At 71.1% G+C, this 14,981-nt stretch carries 14 protein-coding genes and 1 tRNA gene; 8 read left to right on the top strand and 7 right to left on the bottom strand.

The features are described 5' to 3' along the window. Positions 1-36: 36 nt before the first annotated feature. The 5 genes from ACIQV3_RS35060 to ACIQV3_RS35040 all read right to left on the bottom strand — a co-directional run bounded on the left by ACIQV3_RS35060 (position 37) and on the right by ACIQV3_RS35040 (position 5,031). A complete protein-coding gene (locus ACIQV3_RS35060; RefSeq protein ID WP_403719774.1) occupies positions 37-513 on the bottom strand; it encodes an orotidine 5'-phosphate decarboxylase / HUMPS family protein in 477 nt (158 codons plus the stop codon). Beyond that, entirely contained in the window at positions 465-1,298 is an 834-nt protein-coding gene (locus tag ACIQV3_RS35055) for an S-methyl-5'-thioadenosine phosphorylase (RefSeq protein WP_389686312.1), read from the bottom strand. The genes ACIQV3_RS35060 and ACIQV3_RS35055 overlap by 49 nt, the downstream gene beginning before the upstream one ends. Positions 1,299-1,395: 97 nt before the next feature. Continuing rightward, positions 1,396-1,707: an FmdB family zinc ribbon protein gene (locus ACIQV3_RS35050; RefSeq protein ID WP_403719769.1), complete on the bottom strand. Its 312-nt coding sequence runs from the start codon at positions 1,705-1,707 to the stop codon at positions 1,396-1,398. 67 nt (positions 1,708-1,774) lie between these two features. Continuing rightward, positions 1,775-3,115, bottom strand: coding sequence for an MFS transporter (locus ACIQV3_RS35045; RefSeq protein WP_403719767.1), 1,341 nt, complete (start codon positions 3,113-3,115; stop codon positions 1,775-1,777). Between the two features lie 365 nt (positions 3,116-3,480). Beyond that, a complete protein-coding gene (locus ACIQV3_RS35040) occupies positions 3,481-5,031 on the bottom strand; it encodes a potassium/proton antiporter (protein WP_403719764.1) in 1,551 nt (516 codons plus the stop codon). Positions 5,032-5,332: 301 nt separating this feature from the next. Between ACIQV3_RS35040 and ACIQV3_RS35035 the strand changes: the two genes are divergently transcribed. Then, positions 5,333-8,233: a penicillin acylase family protein gene (locus ACIQV3_RS35035; RefSeq protein WP_403719761.1), complete on the top strand. Its 2,901-nt coding sequence runs from the start codon at positions 5,333-5,335 to the stop codon at positions 8,231-8,233. Between the two features lie 9 nt (positions 8,234-8,242). On the opposite strand, the gene ACIQV3_RS35030 is transcribed toward ACIQV3_RS35035, so the two are convergent. Continuing rightward, the gene (locus ACIQV3_RS35030) at positions 8,243-8,854 is read right to left on the bottom strand and encodes a 5-formyltetrahydrofolate cyclo-ligase (protein ID WP_403719758.1); all 612 of its coding nucleotides are present in this window, start codon (positions 8,852-8,854) and stop codon (positions 8,243-8,245) included. A gap of 92 nt (positions 8,855-8,946) precedes the next feature. On the opposite strand from ACIQV3_RS35030, the gene galU reads away from it, so the two are divergent. The 7 genes from galU to ACIQV3_RS34995 all read left to right on the top strand — a co-directional run bounded on the left by galU (position 8,947) and on the right by ACIQV3_RS34995 (position 14,331). Then, on the top strand, positions 8,947-9,849 hold the full coding sequence (galU, locus tag ACIQV3_RS35025; RefSeq protein ID WP_327253136.1) for a UTP--glucose-1-phosphate uridylyltransferase GalU: 903 nt from the start codon (positions 8,947-8,949) through the stop codon (positions 9,847-9,849). Positions 9,850-9,853: 4 nt separating this feature from the next. Further along, complete coding sequence (gene glp / locus ACIQV3_RS35020) at positions 9,854-11,197, top strand: gephyrin-like molybdotransferase Glp (protein ID WP_403719755.1); 1,344 nt, start codon at positions 9,854-9,856, stop codon at positions 11,195-11,197. 73 nt (positions 11,198-11,270) lie between these two features. Beyond that, positions 11,271-11,774 carry a cyclic pyranopterin monophosphate synthase MoaC gene (gene moaC, locus ACIQV3_RS35015; RefSeq protein ID WP_403719751.1) on the top strand — a complete coding sequence of 168 codons (504 nt, stop codon included), beginning with the start codon at positions 11,271-11,273 and terminating at the stop codon, positions 11,772-11,774. Continuing rightward, positions 11,771-12,373, top strand: coding sequence for a molybdenum cofactor biosynthesis protein B (locus ACIQV3_RS35010; protein ID WP_403719750.1), 603 nt, complete (start codon positions 11,771-11,773; stop codon positions 12,371-12,373). The genes moaC and ACIQV3_RS35010 overlap by 4 nt, the downstream gene beginning before the upstream one ends. A 17-nt stretch (positions 12,374-12,390) precedes the next feature. Continuing rightward, positions 12,391-13,011: a GNAT family N-acetyltransferase gene (locus ACIQV3_RS35005; RefSeq protein WP_403719748.1), complete on the top strand. Its 621-nt coding sequence runs from the start codon at positions 12,391-12,393 to the stop codon at positions 13,009-13,011. 157 nt (positions 13,012-13,168) lie between these two features. Beyond that, positions 13,169-14,179: a hypothetical protein gene (locus ACIQV3_RS35000; protein ID WP_403719746.1), complete on the top strand. Its 1,011-nt coding sequence runs from the start codon at positions 13,169-13,171 to the stop codon at positions 14,177-14,179. 78 nt (positions 14,180-14,257) lie between these two features. Continuing rightward, positions 14,258-14,331: transfer RNA gene (locus tag ACIQV3_RS34995), tRNA-Ala, on the top strand. Between the two features lie 119 nt (positions 14,332-14,450). Here the strand turns inward: ACIQV3_RS34995 and ACIQV3_RS34990 are convergent. Continuing rightward, the gene (locus ACIQV3_RS34990) at positions 14,451-14,900 is read right to left on the bottom strand and encodes a DUF4265 domain-containing protein (protein WP_403719743.1); all 450 of its coding nucleotides are present in this window, start codon (positions 14,898-14,900) and stop codon (positions 14,451-14,453) included. Positions 14,901-14,981: the final 81 nt, after the last annotated feature.

Genomic DNA, 14,981 nt, shown 5'->3' with positions numbered 1-14,981 from the left:
TCCCCAGCTTGTGGATATCCCCGTCACCCGCAGGAGCTACAGGGATCCATCGGACTCCCCGACCGTCTCCGCGCCCGCCCCCGGTGCTCGCGGCAGCGTCACCCCCGGCGTGACGATCAGCCGCTCCGGCCCCAGCAGCTCCCGCAGCGCCCCGGCCTCCCGGGGCGATCCGACGACGCCGTCGCAGCCGGCCTCCGCCGCCAGCCGGGCCAGCCGCAGCACCTGCTCGTCGGTGCCCGTGCCGATCCCGATGTCGGCGAGGTCGCTCCCGGTCATGCTCGTGACCACCGTCAGCGCGAGCACCCGGAGCCCGGGGAACTCCCGCGCGGCCTCCACGGCGGCCGCCATGATGCCCGTACCGCCCATGGAGTGGACGGTGACCACGGACGCGCCCAGGCCGCCCGCGGCGCGGACGGCGCCGGCCACGGAGTTGGGGATCTCGAAGAGCTTCAGGCGTCCCGTCGCTACGGCAGCTCGATGCCCAGGTCCCAGCCGTCGTGGGCGTGGGTGCACAGGCAGGCGCGGGATTCCGTCGGGGGCAGGGCGGCCACCGCGTCGAAGAGGACCTCGCGCAGCCGCCCGACGTTCTCGCCGAAGACCTTGAGGACCTCGGTGTGGGAGACCCCCTCGCCCGTCTCCGCACCCGCGTCCAGGTCCGTGACCAGCGCCATCGAGGTGTAGCAGAGCCCCAGCTCGCGCGCGAGGATCGCCTCGGGGTGGCCCGTCATGCCGACCACCGACCAGCCGGCCGCGGCGTGCCACTGCGATTCGGCGCGGGTCGAGAAGCGGGGCCCCTCGATGACGACCATGGTGCCGCCGTCCACGGGCTCCCACTCCCGCCCGCGCGCCGCCGCCAGTGCCACCGAGCGGCCCACCGGGCAGTACGGGTCGGCGAAGGTGGTGTGCACGACGTTGGGGACCGAGCCGTCGGGGAGCGGCTCCCCGTCGAAGAAGGTCTGGGCGCGGGACTTCGTACGGTCGACCAGCTGGTCGGGGACGAGCAGGGTGCCCGGGCCGTACTCGGGGCGCAGGCCGCCCACCGCGCAGGGGCCCAGGACCTGGCGGACGCCCACGGAGCGCAGTGCCCACAGGTTGGCCCGGTAGTTGATCTTGTTCGGGGGCACCGTGTGGCTGCGGCCGTGCCGGGGCAGGAAGGCCACGGTCCGGCCGGCGAGCTCGCCGAGGTAGAGGGAGTCGCTGGGGGGGCCGTAAGGCGTCTCCACCTGGATCTCGGAGACGTCCTCCAGGAAGGAGTAGAAGCCCGATCCGCCGATGACACCGATCTCTGCATTCGCCATGCGGCCACCCTAACGGGCATGCCGAAGGCCCCGACGTCGGTGGGGACGGCAGGGCCTGCGGATGAAGCGGATGGAGCCGGTGAAGCCTTGGAGCGCGTCAGGCGGCCGACGTGCTCGACGACGACGAGGAGGTCGAGGTCGAGGACGAAGACGACGCCGAGGACGACGACGCGGCCGGGGCGGCGGCGGGCGTCGACGAGGGCTTCGAGGCAGGGGTGCTGCTCGACGAAGCGCCACGGCTGTCGTTCCGGTAGAAACCGGAACCCTTGAAGACGATGCCGACCGCGGAGAACACCTTCTTCAGGCGTCCGTCGCAGCTCGGGCACACGGTCAGTGCGTCATCGGTGAACTTCTGCACGGCCTCAAGGCCCTCACCGCACTCGGTGCACTGGTACTGGTAGGTCGGCACGAATTTCCTCCTGGCACTCTGACTCAATGAGTGCTAACGACGCTCCATGGTGACGTATTCCGGCGGATCAGTCCACCGTCACCGGCACGCGGTGACCCAGACCACGCTCGTTCACACCCGCGGCGGGTGCCGCGGAGGTGGCCGGAGCGGCCGGCTTGGACGAGCTGACGATCCGGCTCGGGGCCTTCGGGGCCAGCTTCGCACGCAGCGCCAGCAGGATGGCCAGCGCGAGCACGGTGGCCACCATCGGCACGAGGAACCCGTACGAGGACCCGTGCGCGTCCGTCAGGCGGCCGGCCAGGGTCACGGCGACGGCCTGCCCGAAGGCGATCGATCCGGTGAGCCAGGTGAAGGCCTCGGTCCGCGAGGCGGCCGGGATCAGCTTCTCGATCATGGTGTAGCCGGTGATCAGCGCCGGGGCGATGCACAGACCGACGATCAGGCCGAGCGCGCCCAGCAGGATCATCGAGTTCGCGGCCCACAGGACCGAGGCGGCCGCGGTGAGGCCGATGTAGCCGAGGATCAGGCGGCGGCGCGGGCCGATCTTCCAGGCGATGGCGCCACAGGCGATGCCGGCGATCATGTTGCCCGCGGCGAAGACGCCGTAGAGCAGGCCGTTGGCGCTCGGGTTGCCGATCTCCTCGGAGAAGGCGGCGAGCGAGACCTGCATGCCGCCGAAGACGGCGCCGATGCCGATGAAGGCGACGATCAGGACGCGCAGGCCGTGGAACGACAGGGCCGGGGCGCGCTTCTCACCGTGCGCCGGGCGGGCGACGGGCCCCGGCTGCGTGGCGCGCTGGGCGGCGAAGAGCAGGCCGCCGATCAGGGTCAGCGCGGCCTCGGTGACCAGACCGGCCGCCGGGTTGATGCCGGTGCACAGCGCGGTGGCGAGCACCGGACCGACGACGAAGGTGAACTCGTCGGTGACGGACTCGAACGCGGCGGCCGTGGGCAGCAGCGGGGAGCCCTCGAGCTTGGCCGCCCAGCGGGACCGGACCATGGGTCCGACCTGCGGGACGGATGCACCGGCGGGGACGGCCGCCAGTGCGAGCGCCCAGACGGGCGCCCCCAGCAGCGCGAACGCCACCAGGGAGCTGACGGCGGCGGCGTGTGCGAGGGCCACCGGGACCAGGACGGCGCTCTGGCCGTGCCGGTCGATGAGCTTGCCCATGACCGGGGCGAACACGGCCATGGAGATACCGGTGAAGGCGGCGACGATGCCGGCGCTTCCGTAGGAACCGGTGGTGTGCTGGACGAGCAGCAGGATGCTGATCGTCAGCATGCCGAAGGGGAGTCGCGCGGCGAATCCCGGGAGAACGAAGCCGAGGGCGCCGGGCGTGCGCAGGAGCTGCCCGTAGCCGGGTCGGGTGGACTTGGCGGACTTGTCGGTCGTGACCGCGGATGTCACGGCCTGGCCTTTCCGCTGCCTGGTAGAACTCCCCGTCTGCGGACGATGCCCCGCTTTGTGAGCGGTGGCACCCGTACATGTGGGAGACCCGAGAGCTGTCCTCTTGCGCAGAACCGAGTGATACCTGGGCACCCACTGCGGGAGGGGGCCACGGCCGCTTTGCGGTCGCGCCAGCTCTGCGTCAGACAGAGTTGGTTCGATGTGTTGTTCCTTAATCATACAGGTAGATCGACCGATACGCCCTGTGATTCCGGCTACAGGGCGTGTCTTCACCTGCGATTAACTGGAACTTCGCATTCAGGTGCCACCCAAACAGGGGTGAATATGGACAGAAGTCGTCGAAAATGCAGAATTAGAGCGCCGCTCTAACTCTTCCCGGAGCCCTTGCCGGAGCCTTTGCCGCTGCCCTTGCCAGTGCCCTTGCCAGTGCCTCTGGCCTTCCCGGCCGCGCCCCCGCCGGTCCCCAGCCAGCCCGCCAGCTTGCCGCCCCGGGCCACCGCCCGCAGCCGCGCCTCGGCCGCGTCCCGTACCGGGTCCGTGGCCACCACCAGCAGCTCGTCCCCGCGCCGCAGCACGGTCGACGGCGCCGGTACGAAGCTCCGCGCGTCCCGTACGACCAGTGTGACGGAAGCCCCCGGCGGCAGCCGCAGCTCGCTCACCTCGACCCCGTGCATCCGCGAGGCGGGCGGGATCGCGAAGGACAGCAGATGCCCGCGCAGCTTCTCCAGCGGCGCCGACTCGATCCCCAGGTCGGAGGCGGTCTCGTCGCTGTTGCCCAGCTTCAGCTTGCGTGCCAGCCAGGGCAGCGTCGGGCCCTGGACCAGGGTGTAGACGACGACCAGGACGAAGACGATGTTGAAGACCCGCTCGCTGCCCTCGATCCCGGACACCATCGGGATGGTCGCCAGGATGATGGGCACGGCTCCGCGCAGGCCCGCCCAGGACATGAGCGCCTGCTCCTGCCAGGGCAGCCGGAAGGGCAGCAGGGAGACGAAGACCTCCAGCGGCCGGGCCACCATCGTCAGCACCAGCCCGATGATCACCGCCGGCCAGAAGTCGTGGACCAGCTCGTGCGGGGTGACCAGCAGGCCCAGCAGCACGAACATGCCGATCTGGGCGATCCAGCCGAGTCCGTCCGCGAATCCCCGGGTGGCGGGCCAGTGGGGGAGCTTCGCGTTCCCGAGCACCATCGCCGCCAGGTACACCGCGAGGAAGCCGGAGCCGTGCGCCATCGCGCCGGCCGCGTACGCGGTGATCGCGATCGCCATCACCGCGATCGGGTAGAGGCCCGAGGCGGGCAGCGCCACGTGCCGCAGCCCGTACGAGCCCAGGAAGCCCACCGCCAGGCCGATGGCCACGCCGATCGCCAGCTCCAGCGCGATCTTGCCTATGAGGACGTACCACTGGTCGACCGGCCCGACGGTCGCGAAGGCCACGACCAGGATGACGACGGGGGCGTCGTTGAAGCCCGACTCGGCCTCCAGCACGCCCGTGATCCGGGAGGGCAGCGGGACCTTGCGCAGGACGGAGAAGACGGCCGCCGCATCGGTCGAGGAGACGACCGCGCCGATCAGCAGGGCTTGGCGCCATTCGAGTCCGACCAGGTAGTGCGCGCCCGCCGCGGTCACGCCCACGCTGACGGCGACACCGACCAGTGACAGCACGATCGCGGCCGGCAGGGCCGGCTTGATCTCTTTCCACTTGGTGCCCAGACCGCCCTCGGCGAGGATCACGACGAGCGCGGCGTAGCCGATCACCTGGGTCAGCTCGGCGTTGTCGAACACGACGTTGCCGATGCCGTCCTGGCCTATCGCGATGCCTATGCCGAGGTAAATGAGCAGGCTGGGGAGTCCGCTGCGCGAAGAGACGCGCACCGCCGCCACGGCGACGAGCAGCACGAGCGAGCAGACCAGCATGAGCTCATTGAGCGTGTGGACAGTCAGCGGGCGGCCCTTTCCTCGACGTGCCTGACGATGGCGGAACGGGGACGTCTCACGGACGGATTGTTCCGGCACGGGCACGGACGCAAGTACTTCGTTACCTTACCTAATCTTTGACGCGCCCTTTACTCGATAGCCACATTGTGAAACGCCTGAGGGGCTCTGTCCTCATGACCTGTCGTCATGACCTCGACCCCTGGCGGATCAACGCACCCGGTCCTGCGCCTATGGTTGCTCCCAGCACTCCCAGGACCACCCTGCCCCTCTAAGGACAGCGATGCCCGCCAACGAAACCGCCCCTTCCGTCAAGAAGAAGGGACGACGCGCCCGTCTGATCGTGCTCGTCCTGGTGCTGGCGCTCTTCGCTGGCCTCGGGTACGGGGCGTACTGGAGCGTTGACAGCGTGCGGGCCTCGTTCCCGCAGGCCACCGGCTCCTTGAAGGTGCCCGGCCTGACCGGGACGGTCGACGTCAAGCGCGATGCCAACGGAATCCCCCAGCTGTACGCCGACTCCGACGAGGACCTCTTCCGTGCGCAGGGCTTCGTGCACGCGCAGGACCGGTTCTGGGAGATGGACGTACGCCGCCACATGACCTCCGGGCGCCTCTCCGAGATGTTCGGCTCCGGCCAGGTCGAGACGGACGCCTTCCTGCGCACGCTCGGCTGGCGCCAGGTCGCGCAGCAGGAGTACGACACCAAGCTGTCGGCCGACACCAAGAAGTACCTGCAGGCCTACGCCGACGGGGTCAACGCGTACCTGAAGGACAAGTCCGGCAAGGACCTCTCCGTCGAGCACGCGGCCCTCAAGCTCAGCGGCGACTACGCGCCCGAGCAGTGGACCCCGGTCGACTCGGTGGCCTGGCTCAAGGCGATGGCCTGGGACCTGCGCGGCAACATGCAGGACGAGATCGACCGCGCGCTGATGACGGGCAAGCTCTCGCAGGCGCAGATCAACGACCTCTACCCGCCGTACCCCTTCGACCGGAACCGTCCGATCGTCGAGGGCGGCACCGTCAAGGGCGGCAAGTACACCCCCGCGGCCGCTCCCGGCTCGGGCAGCCCGGTGGGCACCGGCACCGGCACCGGCACCGGCTCCAGCACCGGCACCGGCTCCAGCACCGGGGGGCAGGGCGGCACCAGCGGCTCCCAGGTTTCCTCGCAGACCGCCGGCGAGACCGGCCTGGCCGGCAACGCCACCGCCCAGGGCGCGACCGTGGGCCTGCGCACCTCGCTCGGTGCGCTGGCCGACACCCTCGACACCATCCCCGCGATCCTCGGCCCCGCCGGCAGCGGCATCGGCTCGAACTCCTGGGTCGTCGCAGGCAAGTACACGACCACCGGCAAGCCGCTGCTCGCGAACGACCCGCACCTCTCCCCGCAGCTGCCCTCGGTCTGGTACCAGATGGGCCTGCACTGCCGGGCGGCATCGGCCGCGTGCCAGTACGACGTGGCCGGCTACACCTTCTCCGGCATGCCGGGCGTGGTCATCGGCCACAACGCCGACATCGCCTGGGGCATGACCAACCTCGGCGCCGACGTGACCGACCTCTACCTGGAGCAGGTCAAGCCCGAGGGCTACGTCTACGACGGCAAGACGCTCCCCTTCACCACCCGCGAAGAGGTCATCAAGATCGCCGGCGGCGGCGAGAAGAAGATCACCGTCCGGTCCACCAACAACGGCCCGCTGATCTCCGACCGCAGCGACGAGATCGCCACGGTCGGCTCCCGGGCCCCCGTGAGCAGCGCCGCCCCCGACCGCGGCAACGGCTACGGCGTCTCCCTGCGCTGGACCGCGCTGGACCCCGGCAAGTCGATGGACGCGGTCTTCAGGCTCAACCGGGCCAAGAACTTCCAGGAGTTCCGCACCGCGGCCCGCGACTTCGAGGTCCCCTCGCAGAACCTGATCTACGCGGACAACAAGGGCGCCAACGGCAACATCGGCTACCAGGCCCCCGGCCGCATCCCGATGCGCACCAGCGGCGACGGCAAGATGCCGGCCCCCGGCTGGGACTCCAAGTACGCCTGGAAGGGCGGCAAGGAGGGCAAGGACGGCAAGGACGGCAACGCCGGCTACGTCCCGCAGGACGAGATGCCGTGGGCGTACAACCCGGACCGCGGCTTCATCGTGACCGCGAACCAGGCCGTCACCGAGACCGGCCAGGGCAAGTACCCGCACCTGCTGACCACCGACTGGGGCTACGGCGCCCGCAGTCAGCGGATCAACGACCTCATCGAGGCGAAGATCAAGGACAGCGGGAAGATCTCCACCGACGACATGCGCACCATGCAGATGGACAACAGCAGCGAGATCGCCGCGCTGCTGACCCCGATGCTGGCCAAGATCAACATCTCGGACCCGGACGTCCGCTCCGCGCAGAAGCTCCTGGAGGGCTGGAACTACACGCAGGAGCCCGACTCGGCGGCGGCCGCGTACTTCAACGCGGTCTGGCGCAACATCCTCAAGCTGGCCTTCGGCGACAAGATGCCCAAGGAGCTGCGGGTCGAGGGCAGCTGCATGAACGTCCCCGAGTCGACGACCGGCCCGGCCGACGACCTCGTCAAGATGGTCCGCGAATGCGGCGAGCGCGCCTCCGACTCGGCGCAGCCGGACGGCGGGGACCGCTGGTTCGAGGTGGTCCGCCGGCTGGTCAAGGACGAGGACTCGGCCTGGTGGCAGGCGCCCGCCGTCGGCCGCACCGTGGCCGCCACCACCACCCGCGACCAGCTCTTCGCGCGGGCCATGGAGGACGCCCGCTGGGAGCTGACCGCCAAGCTCGGCAAGGACCAGTCGACCTGGAGCTGGGGCCGCATGCACCAGCTGATGCTGAAGAACCAGACGATCGGCACCGAGGGCCCCGGCTACCTTCAGTGGCTCCTCAACCGCGGCCCCTGGAACCTGGGCGGCGGCGAGGCCACCGTCAACGCGACCGGCTGGAACGCCTCCAGCGGGTACGGGGTCACCTGGGTGCCGTCGATGCGGATGGTCGTGAACCTCGCCGACTTCGACAAGTCCCGCTGGATCAACCTGACGGGCGCCTCGGGGCACGCGTACCACGACCACTACACGGACCAGACCTCGCTGTGGGCCAAGGGTGAACTGCTCGACTGGCCCTTCGGGAAGGACGCCGTGGACCAGGCCACGGTCGACACCCTGACCCTCCAGCCGGAGGGTTCGTAACGGCCGCGCTCAAGAGCTGAAGCGGAGCACCCCCGACGGGGTGGCCACCGCCTGAACGGGGTGGTCGTGCGGTTCCTCCGGGACCCGCGCGACCACCTCGTCGTCGTAGAGCAGCACGACCAGCGCGGGATGCGCCCCGGCGCGCTCCAGCCGCTCCAGCACCCGGTCGTACGAGCCTCCGCCCCGGCCGAGCCGCATCCCCCGCCGGTCCACGGCCAGTCCGGGCAGCAGGACGGCGTCGGCGCCGGTCACCGCGTCCGGCCCGAGGCGGGGCCCGGCGGGCTCCAGGAGCCGCATCTTCCCCGGGTGTGCGGCCCCGGCCAGGCTCTCCGGGCCTTCGTACGCCGCCCAGTCGAGGTCGTTGTCGGGCAGCAGGACGGGCAGCAGCACGCGGACGCCGGCCGCCCGGAGGGCGTCGAGCAGCTCGTGGGTACCGGGTTCGGAGCCGACGGATACGTAGGCGGCCACGGTGTGGGCGGAGCTGAGTTCGGGCAGCCGCAGGGCGGTGCGGGAGAGGGCGCCGGCCGCCGTGCGCAGGGTGTCCGCGGACAAGGCGCGGCGGGCCGAGAGGAGTTCCCGGCGCAGCTCCGTCTTGGCCCTCGAAGGCTGGTTCTCCGTCATGGCTGGCTCGTATCCCTTTCTATCCGGGTAAAGCTGATCATGTTCATCTGAACCTCACGTGGGTCTCATCGCGAGCGACTATCGTTCCGCCCATGACTCAGTTGCACCCCGTGATCAAAAAGGCCGTCATCCCGGCCGCGGGCCTCGGCACTCGGTTCCTTCCCGCAACCAAGGCGACACCCAAGGAAATGCTTCCTGTGGTGGACAAGCCGGCCATCCAGTACGTCGTCGAGGAGGCCGTGTCGGCCGGCCTCGACGACATTCTCATGATCACGGGCCGTAACAAGCGGGCCCTCGAAGACCACTTCGACCGCAACTACGAGCTGGAGTCGGCGCTCATCGCCAAGGGCGACGACGACAAGCTCAAGAAGGTCCAGGAGTCCAGCGACCTGGCCACCATGCACTACGTCCGCCAGGGCGACCCCCGGGGCCTAGGCCACGCCGTGCTGTGCGCCGAGCCGCACGTCGGCGACGAGCCCTTCGCCGTCCTCCTCGGCGACGACCTCATCGACCCCCGTGACCCGCTGCTGCGCCGGATGACCGAGATCCAGCAGCGCGCCGGCGGCACCGTCGTCGCGCTGATGGAGGTCGACCCCTCTCAAGTGCACCTCTACGGCTGTGCCGCGGTCGAGCCCACCGACGAGTCGGACGTGGTCCGCATCACCGGTCTCGTGGAGAAGCCGGACGCCGCGGACGCGCCCAGCAATTACGCGGTCATCGGACGATACGTACTCGATCCGGCGATCTTCGGCATACTGCGTGAGACCGAGCCGGGCCGCGGCGGTGAGATCCAGCTGACCGACGCCCTGCAGAAGCTGGCCGCGGACGAGACCGTCGGCGGCCCGGTGCACGGCGTGGTCTTCCGGGGCCGCCGCTACGACACCGGGGACCGCGGGGACTACCTGCGGGCCATCGTCCGACTCGCGTGCGAGCGTGAGGACCTGGGCCCGGAGTTCCGTACCTGGCTTCACCATTACGTCACGGAGGAGATGTAGGACCTTGAGCAAGCCCGACGCACCGCAGGACACAGGCTCCCAGCGCCTCTGGTCGGTGGACGAGCACCTGGCGGACGTCCTCGGCACCGTCCGGCCGCTGGAGCCCATCGAGCTCCAGCTGCTGGACGCCCAGGGCTGTGTCCTGGTCGAGGACGTCACCGTGCCCGTCGCCCTGCCGCCCTTCGACAACAGCTCGATGGACGGGTACGCCGTCCGGACGGCCGACGTCCAGGGGGCCAGCGTGGAGTTCCCGGCGGTGCTGACGGTCATCGGGGACGTGGCGGCCGGCGACGGCGAGCTGCCGACCGTGGGCCCCGGCGAGGCCGCCCGCATCATGACCGGCGCCCCGCTGCCCCCCGGCGCGGAAGCCGTCGTACCGGTCGAGTGGACCGACGGCGGCACGGGCGGCGGCGCCGCCTCCGGGATGACCCCCGCCAGCGAGTCGCCCGAAGGCGCCGCGGGCGAGGTACGGGTCCACCGCCCCGCCGAGGCGCGGGCGCACGTCCGCTCCCGCGGCAGCGACGTACAGGCCGGGGACCTCGCGCTCGCCGCGGGCACGGTCCTCGGGCCGCCGCAGATCGCCCTGCTGGCCGCCATCGGGCGGGGCACCGTACGGGTGCGCCCGCGCCCGCGCGTCGTCGTCCTGTCCACCGGCAGCGAACTGGTCCAGCCCGGCGAGGCCCTGGCGCCCGGCACGATCTACGACTCCAACAGCTTCGCCCTGGCCGCCGCCGCGCGGGACGCCGGAGCGATCGCCTACCGGGTCGGAGCCGTCGCCGACGACGCCGACACCCTGCGCTCCACCATCGAGGACCAGCTCATCCGGGCCGACCTGCTCGTCACCACGGGCGGGGTCAGCGTCGGCGCGTACGACGTGGTCAAGGAGGCCCTCACGGACCTCTCCACCGGCGACGACGATGTGGACGGCGCCGGCATCGACTTCCGCAAGCTCGCCATGCAGCCCGGCAAGCCCCAGGGCTTCGGCACCATCGGCCCCGACCACACCCCGCTGCTGGCCCTGCCCGGCAACCCGGTCTCCTCCTACGTCTCCTTCGAGCTGTTCGTGCGCCCCGCGATCCGCACCCTCATGGGCCTGCCCGCCTCCGAGGTCAGCCGGCCGAGCGTGCGCGCGGTGCTCAAGGCAGACAAGGCGATCGGCTCCCCGGCCGGCCGCCGCCAGTTCCTGCGCGGCAAGTACCACGCGGAGAGCGGCACGGTCAGCCCGGTCGGCGGAGCGGGCTCTCACCTGATCGCCGCGCTGGCGCACGCCGACTCGCTGATGGTCGTACCGGAGGACGTGACCTCGGTGGAGCCCGGGGCCGAGCTGGAAGTGGTCCTGCTCGGCTGAGGCCGGGCCGATGCGGGTAGCGTGTTGCACCACACAGGCCCTTGCGGGGCCCGGACGGGAGCGGCACGCAGATATGAGTACGCAGAGCAGCGCCGGCGGCGCCGCCGGCACCAGGCTGACGCACATCGACGAGGCCGGCGCGGCCCGGATGGTCGACGTCTCGGCGAAGGACGTCACCACCCGGACGGCGCGGGCCAGCGGCCGCGTGCTCGTCTCTCCCCGGGTCATCGAACTGCTGCGGGGCGAGGGCGTTCCCAAGGGCGACGCCCTCGCCACCGCACGGATCGCCGGGATCATGGGGGCGAAGAAGACCCCCGACCTGATCCCGCTGTGCCACCCGCTGGCCGTCTCCGGGGTGAAGGTGGACCTGAAGGTCACCGACGAGGCCGTCGAGATCCTCGCCACCGTCAAGACCACGGACCGCACGGGCGTCGAGATGGAGGCGCTGACCGCCGTCGCGGTCGCCGGGCTCACCGTCATCGACATGGTCAAGGCCGTGGACAAGGGCGCGGTCATCACCGACGTCCGGGTCGAGGAGAAGACGGGCGGCAAGTCCGGCGACTGGGCGCGCTCGTGAACGCCCCGCGCGGCGGCGAGGTCCACAGCCACGCCCACGCCGACGCCCACGCCCACGCCCCGGAGGCGGAGCCGGTGACGCCCGGACCCCCCGCGCTGCGCGCGCTGGTGGTCACGGCCTCGAACCGGGCCTCCCAGGGCGTCTACGCGGACAAGGGCGGCCCGGTGCTCGCCGAGGGCCTGAGCGCGCTCGGCTTCGCGGTGGACGGCCCGCGCGTGGTCCCCGACGGGGACCCCGTGGAGGCGGCCCTGCGCGCGGGCGTGGCCGCCGGATACGACGTCATCCTGACCACCGGCGGCACCGGCATCTCGCCGACCGACCGGACCCCCGACGCCACCGCCCGGGTACTGGACTACGAGATCCCGGGCATCCCGCAGGCTATCCGCGCCGAGTCCCTGGCGAAGGTGCCCACCGCGGCCCTGTCCCGGGGCCTGGCGGGCGTGGCCGGACACACCCTGATCGTGAACCTGCCCGGTTCCACGGGCGGCGTCCGCGACGGGATCGCGGTCCTGTCCCGCGTCCTGCTGCACGCCGTGGACCAGATCCGCGGCGGCGACCACCCTCGCCCCGAGGGCAGACCGCCGGGGAGCGCGAGCTGAACGGCCCCTCCTGGCCGGTGGTGCTGGCGGACGGCGATGTCACGCTCCGGCCGATAAAGCTGCGGGACCAGGCCGCCTGGCGCGAGGTCAACCGCCGCAACCGCGACTGGCTGCGGCCCTGGGAGGCGACGATCCCGCCCCCCGCTCCCTGGGGGCCGGTGATCCAGCGGCCGACCTACCGTCAGATGGTCCGCCACCTGCGGGCGGAGGCGAACGCGGGGCGCATGCTGCCGTTCGTCATCGAGTACCAGGGCAGGCTGGCCGGCCAGCTGACGGTCGCCGGGATCACCTGGGGCTCGATGTGCGCGGCTCACGTGGGCTACTGGGTGGACCGGGACGTGGCGGGCCGCGGGGTGATGCCCACGGCGGTCGCGCTGGCGGTGGACCACTGCTTCACCAAGGTCGGTCTGCACCGGATCGAGGTGTGCATCCGCCCGGAGAACGGTCCGAGCCGGCGGGTGGTGGAGAAGCTCGGCTTCCGCGAGGAGGGACTGCGCCCGCAGTACCTGCACATCGACGGGGCCTGGCGCGATCACCTCGTGTACGCGCTGACGGCGGAGGAGGCGCGCGAGGGGCTGCTGCGCCGATGGCACCGCGAACGTCATCCGTCCGGTCCGCCCACCCCGCCCGGACAATAGAAATCCGATATCTGTTCGAATTCTTTCGTGCAATGACCGATTCGCCCATAACCTGATCCGAAGAATCACAAAAAAAGTCCGTGATATCAGCGAGATCGTGCGACACGCCGTCCCAATTGGCGGATCCGCCCGGCCGCGCCCCTCTACGGTGTGGGGTGTGAGCAGCAGCGGCCTCATCTACGCAGTCATTGTCGGGGCCTGGGCCGCCTACTTGGTGCCCATGTGGCTCCGGAGGCAGGACGAGCTGAACGAAGCCCGTCCGACGGAACGCTTCTCCACCGCAATCCGGCTGCTTTCCGGCCGGGCGGGAATGGAGCGCCGTTACGCCAAGGGACTGCGTGAGCGCGGTGACGAGGAGGCGCAGCCCCAGCCCCCCGCGGACCCGGACGCCGCGACGGAAACGGTGAAACCCGTGGACGCCGCCGACGCCCGGGCGGTCGTCGTGCCCCCGCCGACCCGCGCCGAGCCCAGATCGACCGCCTCCGAGCGGGCCGACCGCGCGGAGCGCGCCCGGCGCGAACAGCGGCTCGTCGTCCTGGCCCGCCGCCGGCGCACCACCGCGCTGCTCTTCCTGATCTTCACCTTCGGCGCGGTCGCCGCCGCCGTCGGCGGACTCCAGTACCTGTGGGCCCCGGCCGTGCCCGCCCTGCTGCTGAGCACGTACATCGTGCACCTGCGGGTCCAGGAGCGACGCCGCTACGAGTTCACCATGGACCGGCGGCGCGCCGAGGCGGCCGCCCGCCACCTGCGCGAGAACCGCCCGCGCCGCCGGGAGTCCGAGGCGGCGGCCGGCTCCGACCCGGACCCCGCGCCACCCGTCTCCCCGCAGGAGGCCGGGCGGCGCGCCCTGGTCGAGCAGACCGACCACGCGGAGTGGGTGGACCAGCAGCGCGAACGCGAGCGCGGCCCCGCCCGAGGTGACAGCTGGGAGCCCGTCCCGGTCCCGCTGCCCACGTACGTGACGGCCCCGGTAGCTCCCCGCGCCACCGGCCCGGCGACCCCGGACCCCTGGAGCGCGACCCGCTCCAGCACGGCCGAGCCGACGGAACCCCGCCTGCGCGCCCAGCCGTCCACCCCGTCGCCCCGCCCCCGCCCGCGCGACGCGGCCCGTACGCCGCTCTTCGACCAGTACGAGGGCGACGAACGCCCGCGCGCCGCGAACGAGTGATCGATGACCTGCGCGGACGCTCCCCGATACCGGTTTTGGAGCACCCGCGAGGGGATGCTAATGTTTCACACGTCGCAAGGGCCTGTGGCGCAGTCTGGTAGCGCACCTCGTTCGCATCGAGGGGGTCTGGGGTTCAAATCCCCACAGGTCCACAAACGACAGTTCACGGGTTGCTCCCGAGAACGGTGACGAGATCCCGTCCGATCGAAAGATCGGGCGGGATCTTCGTCGTTTCGGGGGCGCGGCGGCTCCGCCGGGCAGATCACAGCGCTCAGCTTTCGGCCGTGGATTTCCAAGCGGCGGTGATGCAGCCTTCCTCCCAGTGCCACCACCCCTCCACCGCACCGTGTTCCAGCAGCTTGCGGATCCGGGGGAGGTCCGCCTCCGGCGGGACATCGAGCGCGACCATCCCGTACCGCTCGATGCCCTCGCCGGTCGTGCCGAGTCGGTGGAAGACCTCCAGCACGCTCTGCCGGGCGGCCGCCGAACCGCCATCCTTGAGGACGATCAGGCGGATCGTACAGTTCTCCGATGCGCGGACCGTCTCGCCGGCCCAACGGACACCGTCGTCATCGACCTCCACCCGGAGGATGTCGTCGCTGGCCACTCCCCGGACGAACCAGGGGGTGTTGTCCAGCCGCACCGTGCCGTCGCCGAGGTCCACGGCCCACAGGCTCTCGACACTCGCCGGCGGCCAGCCGTCCTCGCCTAGACGAGTCATTCCGAATGCTGACGGTGTGTTCGGGAACGCAGACAGGGCGTCCAAGATCGTTGTGTGACGAACAACCTAGACGCCCTGCTG

Origin of the sequence: Streptomyces sp. NPDC099050 (assembly GCF_044759865.1) — a bacterium.
Classification (GTDB): Bacteria; Actinomycetota; Actinomycetes; order Streptomycetales; family Streptomycetaceae; genus Streptomyces.
Note: the sequence above shows the minus strand (reverse complement) of the source record. Positions and strands in the feature narration are given on the sequence as shown.

Excerpts from the sequence above, each read along its gene's own strand:
- ACIQV3_RS35055 (WP_389686312.1), bottom strand. The coding sequence starts at position 1,298 with ATGGCGAATGCAGAGATCGGTGTCATCGGCGGATCGGGCTTCTACTCC.
- ACIQV3_RS35040 (WP_403719764.1), bottom strand. The coding sequence starts at position 5,031 with ATGCTGGTCTGCTCGCTCGTGCTGCTCGTCGCCGTGGCGGCGGTGCGC.
- ACIQV3_RS35035 (WP_403719761.1), top strand. The coding sequence starts at position 5,333 with ATGCCCGCCAACGAAACCGCCCCTTCCGTCAAGAAGAAGGGACGACGC.
- ACIQV3_RS35030 (WP_403719758.1), bottom strand. The coding sequence starts at position 8,854 with ATGACGGAGAACCAGCCTTCGAGGGCCAAGACGGAGCTGCGCCGGGAA.
- galU (WP_327253136.1), top strand. The coding sequence starts at position 8,947 with ATGACTCAGTTGCACCCCGTGATCAAAAAGGCCGTCATCCCGGCCGCG.
- moaC (WP_403719751.1), top strand. The coding sequence starts at position 11,271 with ATGAGTACGCAGAGCAGCGCCGGCGGCGCCGCCGGCACCAGGCTGACG.
- ACIQV3_RS34990 (WP_403719743.1), bottom strand. The coding sequence starts at position 14,900 with ATGACTCGTCTAGGCGAGGACGGCTGGCCGCCGGCGAGTGTCGAGAGC.